We start from the raw sequence: 23,944 nt of genomic DNA on the forward strand, positions 1-23,944 counted from the left end.
TGGACGCAGTTTTCCGCAGCCCTGTCCGGAGTCGGGCGCAAAGCAATAAGTTGTGGTGATTCAGGGGATGAGGCTGGTTGGCGCTCGATGCGGCGTCCAGAAATGCGCAAGCAGGCCCGCTTCCGCGAGGCTTTTCGACTTGCGCTACATCAGTCAGCTTTTGATTCAGGCCAACGAAATTGGACGCAGCCAATCAGGCCCGCAAAGACAACCGATGTCGCTGCGCAGCCGCCAGGGCCCGGATATCAGGTGATCAGATGTGGCGCCGTTCAGTCGCCACCACGACCGCGCGGATAAGAAATGATCGACAGATATTTGATCGGCAAATGGGTCAGTTCTTCAGGGCCATGCGGTGCGTCGGCATCAAAGAACAGGCTGTCGCCGGGCGTCATGCGATAGAGATTGTTGCTGTGACGATAAACGACCTCGCCTTCCAGCATGTAGAGGAACTCCATGCCGTCATGCTGGAAGGTCGGGAAGACGTCGGAATCCTCCGACAGCGAAATCAGGTAGGGTTCGACCGTTACGCCCGACGTGTCGGAGCCGATATGGCCCAGCAGCGTGTATTGGTGCCCGGCGCGCGTGCCGCGGCGTTCAACGTCAACGCCCTCGCCGGCCTTGACGAAAACGGCGTTGCGTTCCTCCTCGAAGCGGCGGAAGAAGGCCGTGACCGGCACACCGAGCGCACGCGACAACGCCTGCAGCGTCGTCAGCGACGGTGAGGTGATGCCGTTTTCGATCTTCGACAGCATGCCGAGCGAAATGTCGGTGGCCGAGGCAAGATCAGCGACGGTGATGCCGAGCTTCTTGCGGAAGGCGCGAACTTCATGGCCGATCGCCACTTCGAGCACTTTTTCGCGGGTGTCGCGGACAGCGTGCGGATCCTGATGGAGTGGCGGCGAGACGTGAGCCAGAGCGGACTTTGCAGCGCCGGCTGAAACCGCAGCCGACATCGCCTTGCCATTCTTTTTCGAATGCCCGTTCTTTTCTGCCGCCTTAGCCTTGCTCATGTCGACGCCGCCTGCCTCTGCTCGCTGAATCTATTTCACCGAGAGTAAACATTTTCAGCACCGGGTTCAACATATTCTGACAAACGCAGCAAAGCGACGAGCATCGCAAAGATGGTCGTTTACAAGGCTTCAGCGCCCGGAGAAGCGACAGGTCCGGTTAGTGCAGCAACAAGATCTGCAGATCGGCGACATTGGTGCCGGTAGCACCTGTCATCAGCAGATCGCCCGAGGACGCCAGCGCATGGTAGGAATCGTTGTTCTGGAGCAGTGCCACCGGATCGCAACCGAGCTTCCGCATCCAGCTGGTCGATCCGGGATCGACGATGCCGCCGGCGGCATCAGTCGGGCCGTCGCGGCCATCGGTGCCGCCACTCAGGAAAACCCAGGGGCGCTTGATCGAGGTCCATTCGTTGAGCAGCGCAAAGCGCAGCACAAGTTCCTGATTGCGTCCGCCCTTGCCATTGCCGGCGACGCGAACCGTTGGCTCGCCACCGGCGACAATCGCGACCGGTCCACGCTGGTTTGCCGCAAACACCGCCATGCGATGCAAGGTCTTGGCGACATCGGACACGTCGCCACTCAGCCAGTCGTCCGCCTTGACGACGACGGGATAGTTAGCTTCGGCGCGGTTCATCACCCTTTGCAGGCTGATGCCATTGGAACCGATGACGAAGTTTTCGACATGATCGAAGGGAGCAAGGGCTTGCGCGTTTTCGACCAACTGGTCGAGGTGCGCTTTAAGCGCCGGCGGCAAGATGTTGGTGAGGCTGTAGCGATCAAGGACTGCAAGCGCCTCCGCCTGCGTGGCCGAAGGCCGCGCGGTTGGCCCACTGGCGATGGTGCCGACGTCATCGCCGGGGACGTCGGACAGGATGAGCGACAACACCTTGGCCCGCGAGGCGAGCTGGGCGAGACGTCCGCCCTTGAGCCGCGAGAACAACTGCCTGACTGCGTTGATCTCGCTGATATCGGCGCCGCAGCGGATGAGCATGTCGTTGAGCGCGATCTTGTCGGCAAGCGCTATGCGCGGCGCCGGTGCGCAAGTCAGCGCCGAGCCGCCGCCGCTGACCAACACCAGAACCAGGTCGCCTGGCTCGGCCGCGCGCGCTGCAGCCTCGATCGCATCGGCGCCCTTCACGCTCCCTTCGTCGGGCAGCGGGTGGCCGCCGGCGATCACTTCGACACCGTCGATTTCGGCCAGATTTTCGGAGTTGGTCACCGCGCAAGCGGAATGCAGCTTGCCTTGGACGAACGGAAGGGCCGCGCGCGCCATCGGACAGGCCGCCTTGCCAAAGGCGATCAGGATCACCCGTTTGGCAGCGGCGATGTCGTCGAGCCGCGTTTCGAGCGCGGAGATCACCGCCTGCTCGGGATCGGAAGCCGCAATTCCTTCGCGAAACAGGGCCGTTGCCTGCTGGCGAAGCTTGACCAGTGCCGAAACCGAGCAATCGCGTTGCATCACACCACCTTGTCGGGTACGGCGCGGCCCTCGAAGAATGCGGTAAGATTGTCGACCGCCTTCATGCCCATGGCCACGCGGGTTTCTTCAGTCGCGCTGCCCAGATGCGGCAACAGCACCACATTTTCCATGCGCATCAGCGCGCCGGGCACGTCAGGCTCGCTGTCATAGACGTCGAGGCCGGCGCCAGCGATGGTGCCACTGTCAAGCGCTGCGACCAGCGCCTTCTGATCGACCACATCGCCACGCGCCGTGTTGATCAGGAACGCACCGCGCTTCATCGAAGCGAGGCGTTCGGCGTTGATCAGATGCCGGTTCTCGGCACCGCCTGGGCAATGCAGCGACACGAAATCGGAATGCGCCAACACATCCTCGATGGTCGCCAACTGCCGAGCACCCATGGCTTGGGTCTCTGCGTCAGCGACCTTCGAGCGGTTGTAGAAGACGATGTCCATGTCAAAGCCGAAATGCGCGCGCTTGGCCATGGCCTTGCCGATGCGGCCCATGCCGATGATGCCGAGCGTCTTGCCGGTGACCTTGGTACCAATCATGTGGGTCGGGCACCAGCCGGTCCATTGGCCGGCGCGCAACTGGCGCTCGCCCTCACCTGCCCGCCGGGCAACCGAAAGCAAAAGGCTCATGCCGATGTCGGCGGTGCAGTCGGTCAAGACGCCGGGCGTATTGGTGACGGCGATGCCACGGGCACGTGCGGCATCCGTGTCGATGTGGCTGAAACCGACGCCGAAGTTGGCGAGGATTTTGGTGCGAATGTCGGCGTCAGGAAAAACCGCCGCCGGCAGCTTGTCACTGACGGTCGGCAGGATCGCGTCAAAGTTCAGGAATGCCGCCTTGAGCTGGGTCGGCCCCAGCGGAGCATCCCCTTGGTTGAAGGTCGTGTCGAAACGCTCCGCCAGGATCTGTTCGACTGCCGCGGGCCAGCGCCGCGTAACGATAACGCGAGGTTTCATTTCAATTCCTTGATCATGCCTGGAAAGCCGCACGTCCCGAACGGACGCGCGACAAGCACTCTAGCAGTTCGAAACGGCACATCGTGCGATGGATCATCGATAATCGGCGTGCGCACGATCGGGCAGAAGGGAGCCGGTCGGCGCCGGCTCCCCGAAGGCCAGGTCAGGCGGCCTTCTTCTGTTGTTCCAGCACGCCGGCGACTGTCGGGCCAAAGGCTGCCGGGGTCGGCACGATGGTCACGCCGGCTTCGCGCAGGATCTCGACCTTTTCCTGGGCGGATTCGCCGAAGGCCGAGATAATGGCGCCAGCATGGCCCATGCGCTTGCCCTTCGGTGCAGAAAGGCCGGCGATGTAGGCGATCAGCGGCTTGCGCATGTTGTGCCTGGCCCATTCGGCGGCTTCGGCTTCCTGCGGGCCACCGATCTCGCCGATCATCACCACGGCATCGGTATCGGGATCGTCCTCGAACAGCTTGAGGATGTCCTTGAACGACGAGCCATTGATCGGGTCGCCGCCGATACCGACTGACGTCGAAACGCCGATGCCGAGCGCCTTCATCTGCGAGGCGGCTTCGTAGCCCAGCGTGCCCGAGCGGCCGACGATGCCGACACGGCCCGGCAGGTAGATATTGCCGGGCATGATGCCCATCAGTGCCTGGCCCGGCGTGATGACGCCGGCACAGTTCGGGCCAACGAGGCGCATGCGATCCTCGTAGCGGAAGCGGCGCATGTAGCGCTTGACCCGCATCATGTCCTGAGAGGGGATACCGTCGGTGATGCAGACGCAAAGCTTGAGGCCGGCCTCAGCCGCTTCCATGATCGAGTCTGCTGCAAAGGGCGGCGGCACGAACACGATGGAGGCTTCCGCGCCGGTCTCGCGCACCGCGCCCCTGACCGTATTGAACACCGGGATGCCCTGATGGACCTGCCCGCCCTTGCCGGGGGTGACGCCGCCAACCACGTTGGTGCCGTAGCGCTTCATGTCGTCGGCGTGGAAGCTGCCGATCTTGCCGGTCAGACCCTGGACGATGACGCGCGTCCTGCGATTCAAGAGAACTGCCATTTCGACCTCCCTTTAGTTCTTTTTTGATTTCGAATAGGCGCGCATCGCTTCAACCGATTTCTCGGCTGCCTCGGCGAGCGTGTCGGCAACGATTATCTTTTCGCCCGACTCGGCGAGGATGCGCCTGCCCTCTTCGACATTGGTTCCGGCGAGCCGCACGACCAGCGGCACGGTGACGCCAACCTCGCGGATCGCCTTGATGACGCCCTCGGCCACCCAGTCGCAGCGGTTGATACCAGCGAAGATGTTGACCAGGATCGTCTCGATGTTCTTGTCGGCCAACACGGCGCGGAACGCCTTGGCGACACGCTCAGGCGAAGCGCCACCGCCGATGTCGAGGAAGTTTGCAGGCTCGCCGCCGGCGATCTTGATCATGTCCATGGTCGCCATGGCGAGACCAGCACCATTGATGATGCAGCCGATATTGCCTTCGAGACCGACATAGGACAGGCCACGGTCGCTGGCGAAGGTTTCACGCGGGTCTTCCTGCGACTTGTCGCGTAGCTCCGAAATCTCGGCACGGCGGAACAGCGCGTTTTCGTCGAACGACATCTTGGCGTCGAGCGCGATCAGATTGCCGTCCTTGGTGATGACAAGCGGATTGATCTCCAGCATCGAGGCGTCGAAATCGCGGAACACGCGGTAGCAGCCGAGCAGCGTGTCGACAGCTTTGCCGATCAGGCTGTTTTCAAGCCCGAGGCCAAAGGCGATCTCGCGAGCCTGGAACTGCTGCATGCCGGCACCGGGATCGACGATGGCGCGGATGATCGAGTCGGGCTGCTTCTCTGCGATCTCCTCGATCTCCATGCCGCCGGAAGCCGACGCCACGATCATGACGCGCTCCGACTTTCGGTCGAGCACGATGCCGAGATAGAGTTCCTGGCGGATGTCGACGGTTTCTTCGACATACAGCCGCGACACCAGCTTGCCCTTCGGACCGGTCTGGTGCGTCACCAGCTTGCGGCCGAGCATGGATTCGGCCGCGTCGGAAACCTCGTTGTCGGTGGTGCAGATACGGATGCCGCCTGCCTTGCCGCGGGCGCCGGAATGGATCTGCGCCTTGACCACCCACTTGCCGCCGCCGATCTCGCTGGCGCGGTAGGTCGCCTGTTCCGGGCTGTAGGCCAGGCCGCCGCGCGGGATCTGCACCGAATAGCGCGCGAGCAGTTCCTTGGCCTGATATTCGTGAATATCCATCTCGAACTCCTCCTCAGTTTGGCAGGCCGTTGCGCGACCGCGCCGACTGCTCGATTGCGTCATGCATGACCAGGACGTTGCGGGCCATGCGCTCGGATGCGGCGTCGATCATCTTGCCGTCGAGAGCTGCGGCACCCTTGCCCTGCTCCTCGGCTTCCTTGAGCACCTCGATGATGCGGCGGGCACGGGTGACTTCCTTTTCCGGTGGCGAAAACACGGCGTTCGCCAACTCGATCTGCGAGGGGTGGATCGCCCACTTGCCTTCGATGCCGAGGGCCGCGGCACGCTTGGCGGCGGCGATGTAGGCTTCCGGATCGGAGAAATCGCCGAACGGTCCGTCAATCGGGCGCAGGCCATAGGCGCGGCAGGCGACCGTCATGCGCGACAGGGCGGCGTGCCACTGGTCACCCGGATAGTCGGGGTTGAGCCCGCCAATGCTGACGGTACGCGCCTTGCAGCTCGCGGCATAGTCGGCGACGCCGAAATGCATCGCCTCGAGCCGGCCGCCATAGGCGGCGATCGCTTCGACATTGGCCATGCCGAGTGCTGTTTCGATCAGCGCTTCGAGACCGACGCGGTTTTTGAAACCCTTGGCCGTCTCGATCTGGGTGACCATCGCATCGACCATGTAGAGGTCGGCGGGCACGCCGACCTTCGGCACCAGGATGGTGTCGAGCTTGTCGCCGGCCTGTTCCATGACATCGACCACGTCGCGGTACATGTAATGGGTGTCGAGGCCGTTGATACGGACCGAGATGGTCTTGCCCTTGGCGCGCCAGTCGATCTCGTTGAGCGCCTGGATGATGTTCTTGCGGGCGCGCTCCTTGTCGGGCGGTGCGACCGCATCTTCGATGTCGAGGAAGATGTAGTCGGCATCGCCATCGGCGGCCTTGCGGATCATCTCCGGGTTGGACCCCGGCACGGCGAGTTCGCTACGCTGCAGTCGGAGCTTGCGCAGGTGATGGAGTGTATGGCTCATTTTGGTTTTCCTCCCAGTTCCGCGTCAGGCTGCTTGGGCCACGGCCGGCTGAGCCGACAGGCGGTAGTGCTCGAGCGCGGCACCCACACCGGAACCCGGCTGCACCTTGACGCCGACGTCGCGCAGCGCCATTTCCGCCGCCGAGATCGCGCCGCACATCATTACTTCGTTGACCCAGCCGAGATGGCCGATGCGGAAAACCTTGCCGGCAACCTTGCTCAGGCCGACGCCGAGCGAGGTCTGGTAGCCGTGATAGGCGCGGCGAACGACTTCGGCGCTGTCAATGCCCTCGGGAACCAGGATAGCGCTGACAGTGTCGGAGTGCCACTTGGGTTCCTTGGCGCAGACCTTCAGGCCCCATGCGTCGACAGCCTTGCGCACGCCCGTCGCCAGACGGTTGTGACGGTCGAAGATGTTGTCGAGGCCTTCTTGCTGGATCAGGTCGAGTGCAGCACGCAGCCCGCGCAACAGCTGCACCGCCGGCGTGTAGGGGAAGTAGCCGGTGTCATTGGCGCGGATCTGGTCTTCGAAGGAGAAGTAGCAGCGATTGAACTTCGCGGTCTTGGCGGCATCGAGCGCCTTCTGGCTGACCGACAGGAAGCCGAGGCCGGGCGGCAGCATGAAGCCTTTCTGCGAGCCTGACACAGCGCAGTCGACGCCCCATTCTTCCTGGCGGAAATCGATCGACCCGACCGAGGAGACTCCGTCGACGAACAGCAATGCCGGGTGCTTGGCGGCATTGAGTGCAGCGCGCACGGCGCCGACGTCGCTGGTCACGCCGGTCGCGGTTTCATTGTGGGTGACGAAAACCGCCTTGATGCGGTGTTCCTTGTCCTTGGCGAGACGCTCGGCATAGATCTCGACCGGAACGCCCGTGCCCCATTCGGCATCGACGACATCGACATCGAGGCCGAAACGCTCGGCCATGTCGACCCACAGATGCGAGAACTGGCCGAAGCGCGACATCAGCACGCGGTCGCCGGGGCTCAAGGTGTTGGTGATCGCCGACTCCCAGGCACCTGTGCCCGAGGACGGGAAGATGAAGGCGCGGCCGGTCTCGTTGCGGAAGACCTTCATCAGGTCGGTGAACAGGCCGCGGGTGAAGCTGGGATAATCCGGCGCGCGCATGTCCTCCATCGGCATGTTCATCGCCTGCCGGACAATCTCCGGAACGTTGGTCGGTCCTGGAACGAAGAGCTGATTGAAGCCGGCCATGAAAAGTCCTCCCGAAACTGTTGCGGCGTGGTGCCCTGTCTGTGGCTTTCGGGAGGATGATCGGTTTTGCACCGCCGGCTCACAACACCTGCCGGGATAGATTCGCGGACCTTTGGGCGTTGGACCGGGCCTACTCTTTCAGATGCCGGCGCGTCCTATCGGATAGGGTCGAACCTACCCGGCCACAGGACGGCCGACGCTGGCAACCGGCTCACGGAATGTTGTGAAACAAGGGCTCGTTCCCCAGGCGTTTCGGACGATAATGGCGAAATCGGCGAACGAAACGGCCCATGGACATGAGGATCTTCGGCTCCTTCGCATTGGCGGCCTGGCTCTTGCTCCTGCCTGCTCAGGCATGGGCGGAGGACCCTCCCCGTTCGGGCCAGCCGGTGTTCGACCGCGCCGTCGAACTGGTCTTCGACCATTTCCATGACACTTCGGCGCTCGGACGGTTCGGGACAGCGGTCAGACATGAAATCGACGACGCGGATGCCCCGCTCAACGCCGCCAGCTCCAATGAACGGGTCAGCAAGGCGATCGATGCCATCCTCGCCAGCCTTGGCGCCTCCCACACCGGCCGCTTCCAGCCCGACACGATCGCCTATTTCGAACTCGCAGACATTTTCCGCTTTGCCATCCGTGGTGATTTGCGGCGGCTGTTTCCACCTGAAGGCGAGGTCTCCTATCCCGGCATCGGCATGATCGCACAGCCGGGCGGTGGCTCGCTGTTTGTCAACGATGTCTATGACGGGTCGCCTGCTGCGCGGGCGGGGATCCGCGCCGGCGACGAGATTCTCGCGGTGGATGGCGCACCCTATCACGAGATCGCATCGTTCCGCGACAAGGTCGGCCGGACCGTCGAGATCAGGCTGCGCCGCGACGCCGGCGCTGAACCCATCACCGTCAAGGTCGCGGTCGAGCGGCTGCGCCCGCTCCAAACGTTCGAAAAGGCGATCGAGGCGAGCGTCAGCATAACCGAGCTCAAGGGAAGGCGGATCGGCTATGTCAGGCTGTGGACCCTTTCCGCGCCTGACGGCCTCGACATCGTTGCCCGCGAAATGGCGGATGGCCGGCTCAAGGACGTCGACGGCATGGTCGTCGACCTGCGCGGGCGCTGGGGCGGCGGCCCTTCCGATGCGGCGGAGCTTTTCGTCGGTGACACCCCGACTTTCCGGCTCATCCAGCGCGACGGCGAGGCGACGCTTGCCAATATGCGCTGGCAGCGGCCTGTCGTTGGCATCATCGATGGAGGCGCGCGAAGCGGGCTGGAACTGTTCGCCTATGCGCTGAAGGCCAACGGCATCCCGCTTGTCGGCGTGCGGACCGCCGGCGCGTTGCTCGCCGGCCGGGCTTACCTTCTGCCCGACGACAGCCTGCTCGAAGTGGCAGTCTCCGATGCCGTCATCGGCGACGATGTGCGACTGGAAGGGCGCGGCGTCGAACCGGACATTCCGGTGCGCTTCGACCTGCCTTACGCCGCGGGCCGGGACCCGCAGCGTGATGCCGCCGTGGCGGAGATGCACCGCATCCTTGACGGCGGCTGAGACTTTCCGTCGGGTCTACACCCCCGTCGTTGGCCGATGTTTGGTCCCGTCGATGAAACGCTCGTAGCGGAAGGCCTGGGGATCGACGAGCGGTGTATCGCCCGTCACCAGATCGGCGGTTAGCCGCCCGGCAGCCGGACCGATGCCAAAGCCATGGCCGGAAAAACCGGTGGCGATGACCAGTCCGGGCAGCGACTTGACCGGCGAAATCACCGGCACAGCATCTGGCGTGGCATCGATGAAGCCGGCCCAGCGCTGCAACGTCGGCACGCCTTTCAACACTGGAAACACCTTCTCCATTTTGGCGCGTGCCGCCTCCAGCGCACCGACGGCAGGTGCCGGATCGAGCGTACGATGCCGCTCATAGGTACTGCCCTCGCCTTCCAGCCTGGGTGAAAGCCCGAAAGGACCGCCCACAAAATCGCCAAAGCGCAAGCCGACCGAGCGCCATTCACGTGACAGGATCGGCAGGAAGTCGGCGAAATAGCGGAAGCTGTCAGGGCTCAGATGATGATAGCTGATGGTGCCGTCGGCGATGGTGTAGCCGCCGTCGAGGCGCTTGCGATAGGCAAAGCCCTCGGTCCAGGCAGCCCCCTCCGGTCCGCCTTGTACCGGGCCGGTGCGCATGACCGACGAGCGCACGGCAAGCTGCGGCAGGCCTATGCCGACAGAACGGCATAGCCGGCTCGACCAGGCGCCGCCGGCCACCACGACGGTGCCGGCACGGATCAGGCCATTTTCGGTGACGACACCTGAGACGCGGCCGCCTTCGGTCTCGATCTCGCGCACAGCACAGCGCAACAGGATGCGTGCACCGGCGCGCTGGGCGGCACGGGCGATCGCCGGAGCAGCTTTCTGCGGCTCGGCGCGGCCGTCACTTGGTGTGTGCAGTGCGGCCCGGAATGTCTTTTGTGCGCCGGGCATCAACTCGGCCAGCGCCTTGCCCTCGATCATGCTGGTGTCGAGCGCATAGTCGCCTGCGCTTTTCATCCATCCGGCATGATGGTCGACGTCGCTTTCATCCTGGCAGAGATAGAGGATGCCGGTGCGCCGGAAGCCGACATCTTCGCCGACCAGTTCCTCGATGCCACCCCACATCTTCAGCGCCTCGACGATCAGCGGCAGTTCGCGCGGGTCGCGGCCCATGCGCCGGCACCAGCCCCAGTTTCGGCTCGACTGTTCGCCCGCGACATGGCCCTTCTCGCAAACGACGACCGAGATGCCCTTCTTCGCCAGGAACAAGGCGGCGCTGACGCCGATGATGCCGCCACCGACGATGACGACATCGGCACTCTTCGGCTGGATGTCGCCAGCGGGAACCGGATCGACTGGAGGCCCCATTCATATCTCCCCAATGTGCCAACGGGAGATATCCCACCCCGTCTTGAAAATAACATACAGTACTGTATGCATGGCGCCTGAATTCTTGCAATGCCGCCGGAAGCTACCCGGCGATCGAACCGGGGGAAAGAGCCATGTCGCCACGCAAGATCATCATCGACACCGATCCCGGCCAGGACGACGCCTTTGCCATCCTGTTCGCGCTCGGCTCACCCGAGTTGGAGGTGGTGGCGCTGACCACTGTCGGCGGCAATGTTCCGCTGGCGCTGACCTCGCGCAACGCCCTGCAAATCGCCGAGCTTGCCGGCCGCTCCGACGTGCCGGTCTATGCCGGGTGCTCGCGCCCGATGGTCAAGGCGCTCAAGACCGCCGAATATGTCCATGGCCCGACCGGCATTGACGGCTGCGTCCTGCCCGAGCCGACAAAACCGCTGCAGGACAAGCATGCCGTCAACTTCCTGGTCGACACGCTGATGGCCGCAGCCGAAGGCGAGATCACCGTCTGCACGCTCGGACCGATGACCAATCTCGGCATGGCGATGGTGATGGAGCCGCGCATCATCCCGCGCATTCGCGAAGTGGTGCTGATGGGCGGCGGCTTCTTTGAGGGCGGCAATGCCACGCCCGCCGCCGAATTCAACATCTGGGTCGACCCGCACGCGGCGGCGGTCGTGTTCGATTCCGGCGTGCCGGTCACCATGGCCGGCATCGACTGCACCTACACCGCCCAGATGACGCCGGAATGGCTGCAACAGCTGCGTGCGCTCGGCACGCGCTCGGCCATCGAAGCCGCCAACATGGCCGACTTCTATCGCCAGTATGGCTCGCACAAATTCCCGACCGAAGCCCGCCCGATCCACGACGCCTGTGTCACCGGCTACCTGCTCGCACCGAACCTCTACGAGCAGAAGCAGTGCAACGTCACCATCGAGCTGATGTCGCCCGAGACCATCGGCATGACCGTTGTCGACTGGTGGCACGTCACCGGTCGACGCAAGAACTGCAACGTGTTGCGCCGCATCGATGCCGACGGTTTCTTCGCGCTGATGCTGGCACGTTTCGGCAACCTGCCCTGAGGGGGCAAAGAAATGAAGCGCGGCACAACCTCTCCCGAGCGATCGGCCCGGCCCGAAGGGCGGAAGACACTGTCGCGCGAGGCGTGGATTGCAGCGGCTATTGCCACGCTGGAAAAGAAGGGCGTCGCCAACGTCAAGATCGACCACCTGTCGAGACAGCTGAAGGTCACGCGCGGCAGCTTCTATTTCCACTTCAAGAACCTGAAGGACCTGCTCGACAGCCTGCTCGAGGAATGGCGCCAGCGCAATTGCAAGCCGTTCGAAGCCCTCATCGACCAGGAGGTCATCGACGGTCCCGCCTTCTTCGATGCGGTAACAGGGGTGTGGATCAGGGAGGATCCGTTCAGCCCCCGGCTCGATCTTGCGATCAGGGACTGGGCGCGCAGCTCGGCGGTGATTGCCCGCAAGGTGCAGGCGCAGGACGATTTCCGCATGGCGCTGCTTGTGCGCGCCTTTGCCGTGATGGGCTATGACGATGACGAAAGCCTGATCCGCGCCCGCATCACCTACTTCCAGCAGATCGGCTACTACGCCACCCACTTCAAGGAGCCGCAAGCGGACCGCAAGCGCTTCCGCTCGCTCTACACCAAGATCCTGATCGGCTCCGAATGACGGCGCCGGCGCGTATGAATTGAGGAAACGAAATGTCCCTGCCTGTGTCTTATTTGTCCGCCCGGACGCTGACCGTCGTCAAGAAGATCGACACCACGGGTGCGGCACGCGTCGTCAATCTCGGGCTCAACGAAAGCTGGCTCGGACCGGCCCCGGGCGTGGTCGAGGCCATCCGCGCGGCAGCGCCCAACGTCTACCGTTATGCCGATCCGAACTGCGCAACGATGCGTGCGGCGATCGGCAAGCAGTTCAACCTCGACCCCGCCCGCATCGTCTGCGGCAACGGCTCGGAAGAGCTGCTCGATGCTGTCGGCCGCGTCTATGCGCGCGCCGGCGACGAGATCCTGTTTCCCGCCTATTCCTTCCTGCAGTTCGCCATCGTTGCCTACCGCCTCGGCGCAAGGGCGGTCGAGGCCCAGCTCGGCCCCGACTTTTCCGTTGATGTCGATGCGCTTTTGGCTGCCGTCACGACGAAAACACGTGTCGTCTTTCTCGCCAACCCCAACAACCCGACCGGCTCGGTGGTGCCGATGGACGAGGTGGCGCGGCTGGCGCGCGCGCTGCCGTCGCATGTCGTTCTGGTGCTCGATGCGGCCTATGCCGAATATGTCGACCCGGCCGAGGCGATCGCGACGTTCGAGATCGCCGATCGCCACCCCAACATCATCGTCACGCGCACCTTCTCCAAGGCATATGGCCTGGCCTCCGTTCGCGCCGGTTGGGCCTATGCCTATCCGGAGGTGGTTTCCGCACTGAACAATGTGCGTGGCATCGGCAACGTCAACGGCCTGGCGCAGGTGGCGGCGACGGTTGCTGTCGGCGAGCAGGATTTTGTCCAGCACGTGCGGACCCGCACAGCCGAGGAACGCGACTATCTCGAAGGCGAACTGCGCAAGCTCGGTTTCGAGATTTCGCCGAGTGCCGCCAACTTCGCTTTCGTCCGCCTGCCAGGTGCTTATGCCGGCTGGGCCCAGGTGACGGTGGCGCGGCTTGCCAGGCAAGGCTTCATCATCCGCTCGAACGAAGACTATGGCCTGCCGGAATGGCTGCGCATCTCGATCGCCGGCCGGGCCGATCTCGATGAAATGCTCGCCCTGTTGCGCGTCGAGGTCCGCGCCGCCAACGGCTAGGTCGCAACTAACCCAGCGGCTTTGCGCCGGGAGTGCGAAGCATGAGCGGCGTCCGCACCTAAGTGGTCCTTCTGCTGTTTGGTTCCAGGTCCGGTGAAGCCCAGCCTGGCCAGGCCAAGACTAACTTCCGGCGCGCCCATGAACAGCTTCCACAACAGCCCGGTTCGATGATTTTCGATCATTGCGACAATGGGGCCCTGGTTGATCGCCAGATAGGTGCGGGCATACCAGTTGCGGTTTTCACAGAACGCGTCGACAAAGCCGAAACGGCCCCAGATACGTTTCCTCGGCTTGGTCAGGAAACCGCGTAGAGCGGCCATCGTCTGGTCGGGCACATAAGGAAAGCTGGACAGTGCCGCACTCGGCGTGATGACGCCGACATCCCGATCGGGAGCATGCGCGATGTAGCCTGTCGGCCCATGAGAGGCGGTGAGCCCCCAGCAATCGGCGCCGTAACCTCGATGGTTATGCGGGTTGAGCACGCAATGCAGATGGTTGGTCCGCGCGTGACCGACATTTTGCTCCCAATAGTCGGCATAGCGATCATTGAGGCCGCGGGGATCCAGTCCACAGAAGGAATAATGCGCGAAAAAGAGCGGGCCGCCAAAGTCCGTTCCAAGCGGCAGGGCGATCCCGTGATGGTCACGCCCGTTTTGAAACGCTGGTCCGCCAGCAAAACCGTCGTGGTAGCAATCCGGATCAATGGCGTGGCGCTGCGATCCTGCTCCCAGAACGAATGCAAGCAGGCACTCGTTCCAGCCTTCGATCGGGCTGTTCATCGCCCAGCCGTACCTGGGACTCCAGTGCCAGTAGAGTTTGCCATTCCGCGCGAACCAATCCCACTCGGCCTGAGCCAGCAGCGCGTTGATCCGGTCGCGAAGACGTTGTTCCACGTCCGTGACGCAGTCGAGATACTCGCGCGCGCAAATCAGTCCCTGGAACAGGAACGTCGTTTCAACAATGTCGGCCCCGTCGTCCTTGCGCCGGAACGGGATGGTGTCGCCGGTAGAACCGTGGACAAAATGCGGGAACATGCCGTGGTAGCGTGGCGAACGTTCCAGCAAATCCAGCATTTGATGCAGCCGACCCAGGGCTTCCGCGCGATCAACCCAGCCCCGTTCAACCGCAACGATGATGGCCATGATCCCGAAGCCGGAGCCGCCAATCGCTACGAGATCGTTCGGCGCATCGCCCGTGGTCTTCTGGCGGTCCCGGGCAAGGCCGCTGACCGGATGTGCACCCTCCCAGAAATAGCGGATCGTCTGCCGCTGCACGAGATCAAGCAGCGCGTCATCGGCGAGTTCGACCGGATCTTTTGGAAGGGAGGGTGTCGGAAGGGAGGCAAGAATCATGATGCCAGTATGCAGCCAAATTCGTCGTTGAGACGGCCATTCCTAGTCCGACGATGTCGCCTCACGAGCGTGCCTGCCAGTCATGCTTTCGATCTTGATCCTGTAAAACACCGATGGTGAGCCGACCGCGGTTGATGGAGCGCTGGGTTTCAGACTTGCTGGCTCCCACCAGTTGGCGTGTTGCTGAAGCAGAGACCAGGCATGTTCGCGATCGCGTTGCCACTGCGGTGTCTCTGGCAGTTCCTCAAACAGGCCGAAAACGATAACGCTTCGCCATTCTCGATTGGCGCCTGCTTCATCGACCTGAACACACACTCGAGCATTCTCGCGCATCCAGTCGATCTTCTGACCCTGCATCGAAAAGCTGTACAGATGATTGTCGGAAAATGCGTAATGAAAGGGCACGAGATAAGGCTGATTGTCCCTGACACAAGCCAGCCGTCCGAGCCGATGCGCCGATACGACCGCAACGTTCTCCTCCCGCGTCATCTCCTGCACGATCATTGCCTGCCTCCTGCTTCCCCGACCATGGCGTCTGTCGGCATTAGCGGCGGCGCCATGAGACGCCGCCCATTGATGATGGTTAGCTGGCCTTGGCCATATGCCAGACGCCGCCAACGCCTTCGCCGTTCATTTCGCCGGCTTTCTTGTCCTTGGCATAGGTGTAGAGCGGCTTGCCGTCATACGCCCACATCTTGGTGCCATCGGTCCGGTCAACGACAGTCCATGCGCCCTCGGCCTTTGACTTGGCATCGGCCTTGAGCGCTGGCCAAGCTTCGGCACAAGCATCATAGCAGCTGGATGCGCCCGCCTTGTCCTTGTCGAACGTATAGAGCGTCATGCCCTTCATATCCGTGTATATTTCACCTTTTGGTGTCTTCGCCATCATTGCCGGCTCAGCTGCAAAACCCATTCCAGCGGTCATAAGTACAGCTGTAAGTCCAAATGCAATGCGTTTCATTTTGATGTTCCTTATTATTTGTGGGCGGTCGAATGCCGCCAGAAACAAAACGGATGGCCGCTGATGTTCGTTCCACCATGTTCAGAATTATTTGCCACACGGAATTTTTGATCATCGGTGTAGACGCGAACTTGATAAAGGCGCAGGGTCGATTGTCGGCCGCTCGTCTTAGGGCGCGGCTGATTGAGGGCGGCCATCGTGCCCTAGCCCCAACTGAAAGGAGGACACCGTGTCTTCCAACTATCTGACTTCCGAAAATATGAGCATGATCGGGCGCCCCTGATGGCTGAATTGCATCAGCGCGGCGTCGAACTCGTGGCCCAGCTTCTCGATGCAGCGGACGATCCACACGCTCTGACCGGGCAGGATATGCAAGCTCTGCTACGCGAGGCAGCCCGGATTCTCAGCGGTTTGCTGACGCGGGATATGCCGACGTCTCGACTGCACGATGAGGCGGAGGCTGACCCCTTGGCACGCATCACCGTACAAAGCGCAAATTAGCCAACCTAAGCCCGGCGATGGACGTTTGCGCTTCCGAGACGGAAACCCAAACCCACGCCTGGCACCGAGCGCCTTAGTGGCTCGCCATTTGTTTGGCGCCCTTCTTCGGCAACCTGATCTGCCCGACGATCGCACTGGAGCAAACGATGACACTCGCCTTTCCCAACAGAAGCCGCAGCTATGACGCCGCGAGAAAGGCCATACGTTTCCTGGGGTATGATGGCACGTTCGAAGTTCCGTTTTTCGTCGAAGTCCAGGCGCTCAAAGCCAGCCAGGCGACGGGTGACAATGAAACGCGGTATCTTGCCGCCTTCGATGCGGCTCGTATTTCGATCCAGGACGTCGCACGGGAAGTTTATTCCCATGGTCGCAAAAGCCTGTACGTGCTGACGTCATACGACTTCAAGTAACGGCCAGCAGGCCTAACTTGGCTTCTGCCGGGGCCGCCCTGAGGCGGCTCCGGCAAGGACATTGCTCAGGCCCTGGTTGCAACCACCTCTGTCGATGGCTCGCGGCCGGCTTGACGGTGCTGCCACCAATCGCCGAGCAGCAGCAGGATCGGTGCTGCGATGAAGATCGACGACGTCGTCGCAATGAACACGCCGAAGACCATCGGGATGGCGAAGTTCTCGACAGCACTGCCACCCCAGATCGCCATCGGCAACATCGAAAGCAGGATGGCAACGGAGGTGTAGATACAGCGCGCGAACACCTGGTTGATGCTCATGTCGATGATCTCGCGCAGCGGCATCTTCTTGTACAGGCGCAGATTCTCGCGCATGCGGTCATAGACGACCACCTTGTCGTTCACCGAATAGCCGATGATGGTCAGCAGCGCTGCGATCGCCGTCAGGTTGAAGTCCAGCCCAAACAGCGCGAAGAAGCCGACCATCTTGGTGGTATCCAGCACCAGCGTGGCGATGGCGCCGATGGCGAAGTTCCACTCGAAGCGCCACCAGATGTAGACCAACATGGCAAGGGCGGCCAGCACCACGGCCAGGATGCCGGACTGCGCCAGCTCACCGCTGACCTTCGGACCCACCACTTCGGTGCGTTCGAATTTCACGCTTGGATCGAGCTTCTGCACGGCAGCCTTGATGGTGTCGACGGCAGCGGTCTGCGCCGTTTCGCCACCTTCCTGACGCTGCACGCGGATCAGCACGTTGCCGTCGCTGCCGATCTGCTGCAGCGCCACCTCGCCGATGTTCAAGCCGCCGAGCGTGTTGCGCAGCTGTGCCAGGTCGGCCGGTGTCGACGTCGCGATCTCGACCTGGATGCCGCCCTTGAAGTCGATGCCGTAGTTGAGGCCCGGCTTGAAGAACAGCCCGATGGAGGCGAGCGACAGGAAGATCGACATGCCGATGCCGAGATAACGTGCCTTCATGAACGAGATCGAGGTCTTTTCCGGGAAGAAGCGGACCAGCGGTTCGATCGTGATCGTCTTCAGGCGCTTGCGGCGTACCACCGCAGCCATCAGGATGCGCGTCACCGAAACGGCGGTGAACATCGACAGGCAGGTGCCGAGGAACATGGTGATGGCAAAGCCGCGCACCGGGCCGGAGCCGAACATGAACAGCAGGCCGGTGGCGATGAGCGAAGTGACATTGGCGTCGACAATGGTCGAATAGGCGCGTTTGAAGCCGTTGTCCAAGGCAGCGAAGGCGCTGAGCCCCTTCTTCGATTCTTCCCTGATGCGTTCGTTGATCAGGATGTTGGCGTCAACGCCGAAGCCGATGCCTAGGATGATGCCGGCAATGCCGGGCAGCGTCAGAGTGCCGCCGATCAGGGTCAGCACACCGAAGGTCAGGATCAGGTGCAGCAACAGCGCAAAATTCGCAATCATCCCCCAGGTGCCATACAGCGCCACCATGAACAGCACGACGGCCACGAAGCCGGCGATACCGGTGTAGATGCCCATCTTGATGACGTCGCCGCCAAGGTCGGGACCGACGGTGCGTTCCTCGATGACGGTCAGCGGTGCCGGCAGCGCGCCGGCGCGCAGCAGCGCTGAAAGCGTCACCGTCTCTTCGACGCTGAAGCTGCCGCTGATCTGGCCCGAACCGCCGGTTATCGGCTCGCGGATGGAAGGTGCCGACAGCACCTTGCCGTCGAGAACAATCGCAAACGGCTTGCCAACATTGGCTGCGGTGATCTCGGCGAACTGGCGCGCGCCGACGCTGTCGAAGCGGAAGGAAACCAGCGGTTCCTGGGTACGTTGGTCGAAGCCGGCGCGGGCGTCGGTAAGGCGCGCGCCATCGAGCGCAACGCGATCCTCGACGGGATATTGCGCGCCCGACTTGGCATCGGGCAGCATCGAGACGCCGCGCGGCAGCGGCTCGCCATTGGCGACATTGGCCACCATGTGGAACGTCATCTTGGCGGTACTGCCGAGCAGTTCGCGCAGCCGCGTCGGGTCCTGCAGGCCCGGAAGCTGGACAAGCATGCGGTCGGAACCGACGCGTTGGATCGTCGGCTCGGCGACGCCGACCTGGTCGACGCGCTGGCGCACGATCTCAAGGCTCTGCTGGAGTGCCGCGTCGAGCTTGTCACGCTGGCCGGCTTCGGTCAGAACGACCTTGATCTGGTTGTCGGTCTGGGTCACCTCGATGTCGGGCTTGCCGGCGCCAAGGCCGAGACCGCTGACCGGAACGGCGAGCGACTGCAGCGTAGCCAGGGCTTTCGCGCGCTGCGCTTCGTCGGCAATGTTGACGACGATGGCATCGCCGGCAAGCCGCGCCGACGATGCATTGATACGCTCCTTGCGCAGGGCGCCGCGCACATCGTCGAGCAGCGAGCGCAGGCGGTCGGTCTTGAGTGCCGCCGCATCGACTTCAAGCACCAGGTGCGAGCCGCCCTGGAGGTCGAGGCCGAGCGTGACCTGCTGTTTCGGAAACCAGCCTGGCAGCGCTGCCAGTTGCTTGGCGGTAAGGACGTTGGGAAGCGCGGCAATGATGCCGGCCAAAATGATGATGGTGTATGTCACCACCACCCATCGGGAGGTCCGCATATATCTGATCCTGCAATAGCCATCGCCGCTGCTTCATGGCAGGCGGACGACAGCTGTTAGTTTGGCGGCGCGGCACACCAAGGCCCGCGTCATTCACAAATGTTCAGGAAAGGTGAGGCGGTGCACGAGCGCCATAGCCCGGTCCCGACGGGCGAGGGTCTGACCAGAAAGCCAGCCCATGGCGCGGCTTGGCGAAAGCCGCTTGCGGGATTTCGATGCCTTGCGGCAGCAAAGCCGCATTGCCGTCATCGTGAAGTGCCGCCGCTTTGACGCTACGCCAGTCGACGACGACAAATGAGCGCTCGGGAATGGCCGGGGCGCTCTTCCGCTCGCGGACGTCGATTCCGCCGGCGTTCGACCTGGGCGCTTCGGACGCGACTGCCAGACCATCGGCCAGCGGGCCGCAAACCATGGCAAGGGCCACGGCCAGGCATAGAAATGCGGCCGTCAGGATGCCGGTCGCGGGCGTTCCATGTGCCTTGGTCTGCTGCATTTCGTACTGGCGCAAAGGTCCGAACGGTTAGGGTTGAGTTGCCTCAGAAGCCGACCAGTACGGCATTTTGATGAAGACGCCAAGCGTTGGTGCAAGCGCCTGCAATGCGCTACCATCGTCCTGATGCGCGCGCCGGACGGCCCTAGGCGTAGAGATATCCGACTCCCCGAATGGTCTTGATCACCTCCGGCTTGGTCGGATCGGTCTCGATTTTCTTGCGCAGCCGGGAGATCCGGATGTCGATGCTACGGTCGAACGGGTCCCAGCCCCGGTCATGTGCCAGCTCAAGCAGCTGGTCACGATTGAGGATCCGCCCTCGATTCTCGGCGAACACCTTGAGCAGCCGGAATTCCATCGGCGTGATCGCTATGTCGCTGCCGTCTGCATCGAACAATTTGTGCGACTCCAGATCCAGCCGACAGATGCCGAACTGGGCACTCTGGGCGCCGTGAGCACTTTCCGAGGCACGATCCCGCCCCGTTGTCCTGCGCAGCACCGCCTTCACGCGGGCCAGCAGTTCGCGTAGGTCGACCGGCTTGCCTATGTAGTCGTCAGCACCGATCTCAAGGCCGACCACCCGGTCGATGATCTCTGCCGAGCCCGTCAACATGATGATCGCCACCTGCGAATGCTCGCGCAGGTAGCGCGCCAGAGAGAGGCCATCCTCGCCGGGCATGCGGATATCGAGGATCACGACGTCGACGGGTTGGCTTTCGACGAGCTGGCGCAAAGCCGGCCCGGCATCGGCTGTCGTCACGGCATAGCCATGGCGCTCCAGATACTCCGCGACCATTTCGCGGACATCGGGCTCATCATCGCAAACGACGATCTGCGGGTTGGCAGTCACCGGGTCCTCACCTCGATTGGAAAAGTAGCCCTCTTCGGCAAGGGCGGCAAATCAAACAGCTTCATTCAGGCCTGCCTGACCACCAGTCCGGAAACGAACCTGCGCAATTCGATCGGTTTCACCGGCTTTTCGAGATAAGGCCGCTTCGTCGCGCGCAGAAAGACCTGGGCGTCCGGACTGATCGTGTCGCCGGTCAAAAAGGCGAGCCTTTCGGCTTCGGCCGGATGATAGTCGGCGATGTAATTGTACAGGCGCCGACCGTCCATGCTCGGCATCTTCAGGTCGCTGAGGATGACCGCAAAGGTCCGCCTCCTGAGCTGCACCAACGCCTCTTCGCCCGATCGCGCAAGCACAACGTTGAACCCGTCGCGCCTGAGCACCTCGGCGATCAATTCGCCAACTTCCTTTTCGTCGTCCACCACCAGGCACGATAGACCCGTGGAATTCGAAGGCTCTTCGGCGGAAGGTTCGGCCGCCTCGACGAGCCGATCGGAAGCCGGCAGGGAGACGATGAAGGTCGAGCCCCCGCCGGGCGCCGTCTCGACCTCGATGGTGCCTTGATGGGACTGGACGATCCTGTGGCAGAAGGACAGCCCGATGCCAGTGCCCGCCCCGACTTCCTTGGTCGTGAAGAACGGCTCGAAAATGCGCGGCAGGATCTCTTCGGCAATTCCGGGGCCGGTATCGGTGACGCTGACAGTGATGTTTCCGCATTCCGGGTGCCGTCCGGTGGAAACGAGTATCTTCCTTGGCCCTTCCCAGTGGTGAAGCGCATGCTCGGCATTGACCAGCAGATTGATCAGTACCTGGCTGAGCTGGTCGGCGTCGCCCCAGATCGCCGGCAGGTCGGTGGAAAGATCGAGCAAAAGCTGGATGTCGGAAGACCTGATCGAATAGTTGACCACCTCGACCGCTGCGGAAACGACGTCGTCGATCGAGACGTTGGTGGTTCGTGTCGGCTGCTGCCTGGCCATCGCCAGGAAGGTCTTGACGATCCGCGCACAGCGTTCCGCCGCCTTGCTGATCTTGTCGGCCCGCTCGATCGTCTTGGGATCGACCGACGTCTCTTTCAGCGTCAGCGACATGCCGAGCACCACCGACAGCGGATTGTTCAGCTCATGGGCCACGCCGGCCAGCAGGCCACCAAGGGCCGACAGCTTCTCGTTCTGGTGCAGCTTCTCGCGCTGGTGCTCGAGCTGCTTTTGCAGCTCGATGCGGTCGCTCAGGTCGTAGGTGTGGGAAACAATGACTTGCTCGCCATGGAAGTCGATCAACCGCGACGAGATCGAACACCAGAACGTGTGGCCGTCCTTGCGCCGGAGCTGCGTTTCAAACTCGTCGACCGCGCCGTCGCGCAACAAGCGCTCGAGATACTCCTCGCGATGCGCCGGGTTGACGAAGTAACCGGCCTCGCCATCCACGTCGCCCAACAGCTTCGTCGTTGCTGGGCTGCGGTATAGCTGCTTGCCGTCATGAGCACGCGTCATCTGGATGCTGACCGGGCAGGCCTCGAGAACCCTGCGAACAAGCTCATCGGCCTCCTTGGCCGCCAGTTCAGCGCGCTTGCGCTCGGTAATATCGAGGCGAGTGACGACAAAGCCGCCTTCCCGCGTCGGACTGTTCGAAACGAAAAACCAGCCGCCGTCGGCATGCTGGAATTCCTGCTGCCGATATTCCCGCCGGTCCCTGGCGCGCTCTGCCAGCCACTCGTCGATCTTGTCGCCAGGAACACGGAACTGACTGCGCTCGGCGGTGACGCGCAGGAAATCGAACCAGTTTACCCCTGGGACCAGCACATCGGCACTTATGGCGTGCATCTTCCGATACTGGCTGTTGGCCAGGACCAGGCGATCGTCCTTGTCGTACAGCGCGAAGCCTTCAGCCAGCGACTCGATCGCATCGGTGAGGCGGTTGTTGGCCTGCCGTGTCTGTTGCTGCGCAACGATCATGTCGTTGATGTTCGTCGCATTGGACACGATCACCTTCTTGCCCTGGAAGTCGATCAGCCGCGCGGAGAGCGATCCCCAGAAGATGGTGTCGTCGGAACAGTATTGCCTCACGCGGAAATCATCGATGCTGCCTTTTTCCAGCAGCGTCCGGACCAGCGTCTTGCGGTCGTCGGCATCGACATAATAATCGGCGATATGCGGTCGGTCGCCATAGAGCTCGCGGCTGGCGGGATTGCAATAGAGCGTTTCGCCTTCAATCGTCGACATGCGCGTCGGCGACGGGCAGGCGTCGAGAACCCGCTGCATCAACGACGTCGCCTCCCGTTCGGCTGCTTCGGCCTTCTTGCGCTCGGTGATGTCGAGCACGCCGATGACCAGCGACGGGCGCGAGCGAAAGACGCTTCGCCGCCAGTTCGTCGAGCACCAGACGTGCGACCCATCTTCGCGCCGCATCTGGATCTCGCAGTCGCGCAGGATGTCGTTGCCGTGGACACGGCGACACGCCTGATCGAATTCGCTTGGGTTCACGAAATGGTCGGTGAGGAGCTGTTGCTGTTGCGGCTGCCATTTGCGGCCAAGCAGGTGCGATCCATCGAGACTCTCATAAAGGATCTGCTTGCTTTGCTCGTCGACGACCCAGACCGGTAGCGGGTGGCTGTCGGTGATGCAACGGAAGATCTCGGCGCTGCTGAGATGCGCAATCTGGGCACGCTTCATCTCGGTAATGTCGGTGCTGATCAGGGCAATGCCGCCGTCAAGGCGGGGGTGACTCGTCAGCAGTTTCCAGGCGCCGTCGACGGTTTGTGCCTCGATCGGCGGCACATTCGGCTGCCGCCAGCGCAGCGTCGCGCGCCGCACGAAGTCGTCGGCCGTTTCCACGGCCAGACCGTCGAAGCTCGCGAATTGCCGGAGAACTATGGCGACGGCTGCGATGACATTCATCGCCGGCTGCTCGCCACGTGGCTGGATAAAGCCACCAAAAATCTCGGCGTTGGCGTCGACAAGAATGTCGGCGCTATCGAAAAGCGCGTAGCCCGTCCGAACATTCACTGCCGGATCACTAGCTCGCATGATCGTCTCCTCAATCCTGAGCGCGGCCACATCACGGCGGCGTGAGCGCGGCGGATGATTACAAGCGCTGTGTTTCGGTATGAGGTCGAAACTCACTCCCTTTGTTTCAATTGTTTCGGCTTGAGAGCAATCGCACGAACAAACGAAACCTTTTCCCTAGGGCTCAGAA

General features: G+C 62.6%; 21 protein-coding genes. 6 read left to right on the plus strand and 15 right to left on the minus strand.

Annotated elements, in window-relative coordinates:
• Positions 1–269: 269 nt before the first annotated feature.
• From ACHMW7_RS00370 to ACHMW7_RS00400, 7 genes are all read right to left on the minus strand, one after another.
• Positions 270–1,010 (minus strand): helix-turn-helix domain-containing protein, encoded by a 741-nt coding sequence (locus ACHMW7_RS00370; protein ID WP_395446469.1) that lies wholly within the window; start codon positions 1,008–1,010, stop codon positions 270–272.
• A 157-nt stretch (positions 1,011–1,167) separates the two neighbouring features.
• A complete protein-coding gene (locus ACHMW7_RS00375; protein ID WP_395446470.1) occupies positions 1,168–2,469 on the minus strand; it encodes a glycerate kinase in 1,302 nt (433 codons plus the stop codon).
• Entirely contained in the window at positions 2,469–3,437 is a 969-nt protein-coding gene (locus ACHMW7_RS00380; RefSeq protein WP_395446471.1) for a 2-hydroxyacid dehydrogenase, read from the minus strand. Before ACHMW7_RS00380 ends, ACHMW7_RS00375 begins: the two co-directional genes overlap by 1 nt.
• Positions 3,438–3,600: 163 nt before the next feature.
• Positions 3,601–4,500: a succinate--CoA ligase subunit alpha gene (sucD, locus tag ACHMW7_RS00385; RefSeq protein ID WP_018430922.1), complete on the minus strand. Its 900-nt coding sequence runs from the start codon at positions 4,498–4,500 to the stop codon at positions 3,601–3,603.
• 12 nt (positions 4,501–4,512) lie between these two features.
• On the minus strand, positions 4,513–5,697 hold the full coding sequence (locus tag ACHMW7_RS00390; RefSeq protein WP_395446472.1) for a malate--CoA ligase subunit beta: 1,185 nt from the start codon (positions 5,695–5,697) through the stop codon (positions 4,513–4,515).
• 13 nt (positions 5,698–5,710) lie between these two features.
• Positions 5,711–6,676 carry an HpcH/HpaI aldolase/citrate lyase family protein gene (locus ACHMW7_RS00395; protein WP_395446473.1) on the minus strand — a complete coding sequence of 322 codons (966 nt, stop codon included), beginning with the start codon at positions 6,674–6,676 and terminating at the stop codon, positions 5,711–5,713.
• Between the two features lie 24 nt (positions 6,677–6,700).
• Positions 6,701–7,891, minus strand: coding sequence for an aminotransferase class V-fold PLP-dependent enzyme (locus ACHMW7_RS00400; RefSeq protein ID WP_395446474.1), 1,191 nt, complete (start codon positions 7,889–7,891; stop codon positions 6,701–6,703).
• Between the two features lie 296 nt (positions 7,892–8,187).
• Here ACHMW7_RS00400 and ACHMW7_RS00405 point away from each other — a divergent pair, with 296 nt between their 5' ends.
• Complete coding sequence (locus tag ACHMW7_RS00405) at positions 8,188–9,435, plus strand: S41 family peptidase (RefSeq protein ID WP_395446707.1); 1,248 nt, start codon at positions 8,188–8,190, stop codon at positions 9,433–9,435.
• 15 nt (positions 9,436–9,450) lie between these two features.
• Here the strand turns inward: ACHMW7_RS00405 and ACHMW7_RS00410 are convergent, their stop codons facing one another.
• Positions 9,451–10,776: an NAD(P)/FAD-dependent oxidoreductase gene (locus tag ACHMW7_RS00410; protein WP_395446475.1), complete on the minus strand. Its 1,326-nt coding sequence runs from the start codon at positions 10,774–10,776 to the stop codon at positions 9,451–9,453.
• Between the two features lie 134 nt (positions 10,777–10,910).
• On the opposite strand from ACHMW7_RS00410, the gene ACHMW7_RS00415 reads away from it, so the two are divergent.
• Genes ACHMW7_RS00415 through ACHMW7_RS00425 form a run of 3 tightly spaced genes read left to right on the plus strand, consistent with a single transcriptional unit; the run spans position 10,911 to position 13,594 of the window.
• A complete protein-coding gene (locus tag ACHMW7_RS00415) occupies positions 10,911–11,852 on the plus strand; it encodes a nucleoside hydrolase (protein ID WP_395446476.1) in 942 nt (313 codons plus the stop codon).
• A gap of 12 nt (positions 11,853–11,864) precedes the next feature.
• Positions 11,865–12,464: a TetR/AcrR family transcriptional regulator gene (locus tag ACHMW7_RS00420; RefSeq protein ID WP_395446477.1), complete on the plus strand. Its 600-nt coding sequence runs from the start codon at positions 11,865–11,867 to the stop codon at positions 12,462–12,464.
• Positions 12,465–12,496: 32 nt separating this feature from the next.
• Positions 12,497–13,594, plus strand: a complete 1,098-nt coding sequence (locus ACHMW7_RS00425; protein WP_395446478.1) for a pyridoxal phosphate-dependent aminotransferase — start codon at positions 12,497–12,499, stop codon at positions 13,592–13,594.
• Here the strand turns inward: ACHMW7_RS00425 and ACHMW7_RS00430 are convergent.
• The 3 genes from ACHMW7_RS00430 to ACHMW7_RS00440 form a co-directional block, all read right to left on the minus strand.
• On the minus strand, positions 13,591–14,946 hold the full coding sequence (locus ACHMW7_RS00430) for a glucoamylase family protein (protein ID WP_395446479.1): 1,356 nt from the start codon (positions 14,944–14,946) through the stop codon (positions 13,591–13,593). The two genes, ACHMW7_RS00425 and ACHMW7_RS00430, sit on opposite strands and share 4 nt — an antisense overlap.
• 42 nt (positions 14,947–14,988) lie before the next feature.
• Positions 14,989–15,450, minus strand: a complete 462-nt coding sequence (locus ACHMW7_RS00435; RefSeq protein ID WP_395446480.1) for a pyridoxamine 5'-phosphate oxidase family protein — start codon at positions 15,448–15,450, stop codon at positions 14,989–14,991.
• A 79-nt stretch (positions 15,451–15,529) separates the two neighbouring features.
• Positions 15,530–15,907, minus strand: a complete 378-nt coding sequence (locus ACHMW7_RS00440; RefSeq protein ID WP_395446481.1) for a hypothetical protein — start codon at positions 15,905–15,907, stop codon at positions 15,530–15,532.
• Between the two features lie 282 nt (positions 15,908–16,189).
• Here ACHMW7_RS00440 and ACHMW7_RS00445 point away from each other — a divergent pair, with 282 nt between their 5' ends.
• Together ACHMW7_RS00445 and ACHMW7_RS00450 are read left to right on the plus strand one after the other, a co-directional pair.
• Positions 16,190–16,408 (plus strand): hypothetical protein, encoded by a 219-nt coding sequence (locus ACHMW7_RS00445; protein WP_395446482.1) that lies wholly within the window; start codon positions 16,190–16,192, stop codon positions 16,406–16,408.
• A gap of 146 nt (positions 16,409–16,554) precedes the next feature.
• Positions 16,555–16,818 (plus strand): DUF1488 domain-containing protein, encoded by a 264-nt coding sequence (locus tag ACHMW7_RS00450; RefSeq protein WP_395446483.1) that lies wholly within the window; start codon positions 16,555–16,557, stop codon positions 16,816–16,818.
• 65 nt (positions 16,819–16,883) lie between these two features.
• Here the strand turns inward: ACHMW7_RS00450 and secD are convergent, their stop codons facing one another.
• The 4 genes from secD to ACHMW7_RS00470 all read right to left on the minus strand — a co-directional run bounded on the left by secD (position 16,884) and on the right by ACHMW7_RS00470 (position 23,871).
• Positions 16,884–19,415, minus strand: a complete 2,532-nt coding sequence (secD, locus tag ACHMW7_RS00455) for a protein translocase subunit SecD (protein WP_395446484.1) — start codon at positions 19,413–19,415, stop codon at positions 16,884–16,886.
• 103 nt (positions 19,416–19,518) lie between these two features.
• Complete coding sequence (locus ACHMW7_RS00460; protein WP_395446485.1) at positions 19,519–19,908, minus strand: hypothetical protein; 390 nt, start codon at positions 19,906–19,908, stop codon at positions 19,519–19,521.
• 142 nt (positions 19,909–20,050) lie between these two features.
• Complete coding sequence (locus tag ACHMW7_RS00465) at positions 20,051–20,755, minus strand: response regulator (protein ID WP_395446486.1); 705 nt, start codon at positions 20,753–20,755, stop codon at positions 20,051–20,053.
• Between the two features lie 65 nt (positions 20,756–20,820).
• Entirely contained in the window at positions 20,821–23,871 is a 3,051-nt protein-coding gene (locus ACHMW7_RS00470) for a PAS-domain containing protein (protein ID WP_395446487.1), read from the minus strand.
• Positions 23,872–23,944: the final 73 nt, after the last annotated feature.

Origin of the sequence: Aminobacter sp. UC22_36, assembly GCF_044056035.1 — a bacterium.
GTDB lineage: Bacteria > Pseudomonadota > Alphaproteobacteria > Rhizobiales > Rhizobiaceae > Aminobacter.

Bases quoted from the DNA above. Each gene is read 5' to 3' on its own strand.
- ACHMW7_RS00370 (WP_395446469.1), bottom strand. From the start codon at position 1,010: ATGAGCAAGGCTAAGGCGGCAGAAAAGAACGGGCATTCGAAAAAGAAT.
- ACHMW7_RS00375 (WP_395446470.1), bottom strand. From the start codon at position 2,469: ATGCAACGCGATTGCTCGGTTTCGGCACTGGTCAAGCTTCGCCAGCAG.
- ACHMW7_RS00380 (WP_395446471.1), bottom strand. From the start codon at position 3,437: ATGAAACCTCGCGTTATCGTTACGCGGCGCTGGCCCGCGGCAGTCGAA.
- sucD (WP_018430922.1), bottom strand. From the start codon at position 4,500: ATGGCAGTTCTCTTGAATCGCAGGACGCGCGTCATCGTCCAGGGTCTG.
- ACHMW7_RS00390 (WP_395446472.1), bottom strand. From the start codon at position 5,697: ATGGATATTCACGAATATCAGGCCAAGGAACTGCTCGCGCGCTATTCG.
- ACHMW7_RS00395 (WP_395446473.1), bottom strand. From the start codon at position 6,676: ATGAGCCATACACTCCATCACCTGCGCAAGCTCCGACTGCAGCGTAGC.
- ACHMW7_RS00400 (WP_395446474.1), bottom strand. From the start codon at position 7,891: ATGGCCGGCTTCAATCAGCTCTTCGTTCCAGGACCGACCAACGTTCCG.
- ACHMW7_RS00405 (WP_395446707.1), top strand. From the start codon at position 8,188: ATGAGGATCTTCGGCTCCTTCGCATTGGCGGCCTGGCTCTTGCTCCTG.
- ACHMW7_RS00410 (WP_395446475.1), bottom strand. From the start codon at position 10,776: ATGGGGCCTCCAGTCGATCCGGTTCCCGCTGGCGACATCCAGCCGAAG.
- ACHMW7_RS00415 (WP_395446476.1), top strand. From the start codon at position 10,911: ATGTCGCCACGCAAGATCATCATCGACACCGATCCCGGCCAGGACGAC.
- ACHMW7_RS00420 (WP_395446477.1), top strand. From the start codon at position 11,865: ATGAAGCGCGGCACAACCTCTCCCGAGCGATCGGCCCGGCCCGAAGGG.
- ACHMW7_RS00425 (WP_395446478.1), top strand. From the start codon at position 12,497: ATGTCCCTGCCTGTGTCTTATTTGTCCGCCCGGACGCTGACCGTCGTC.
- ACHMW7_RS00430 (WP_395446479.1), bottom strand. From the start codon at position 14,946: ATGATTCTTGCCTCCCTTCCGACACCCTCCCTTCCAAAAGATCCGGTC.
- ACHMW7_RS00435 (WP_395446480.1), bottom strand. From the start codon at position 15,450: ATGATCGTGCAGGAGATGACGCGGGAGGAGAACGTTGCGGTCGTATCG.
- ACHMW7_RS00440 (WP_395446481.1), bottom strand. From the start codon at position 15,907: ATGAAACGCATTGCATTTGGACTTACAGCTGTACTTATGACCGCTGGA.
- ACHMW7_RS00445 (WP_395446482.1), top strand. From the start codon at position 16,190: ATGGCTGAATTGCATCAGCGCGGCGTCGAACTCGTGGCCCAGCTTCTC.
- ACHMW7_RS00450 (WP_395446483.1), top strand. From the start codon at position 16,555: ATGACACTCGCCTTTCCCAACAGAAGCCGCAGCTATGACGCCGCGAGA.
- secD (WP_395446484.1), bottom strand. From the start codon at position 19,415: ATGCGGACCTCCCGATGGGTGGTGGTGACATACACCATCATCATTTTG.
- ACHMW7_RS00460 (WP_395446485.1), bottom strand. From the start codon at position 19,908: ATGCAGCAGACCAAGGCACATGGAACGCCCGCGACCGGCATCCTGACG.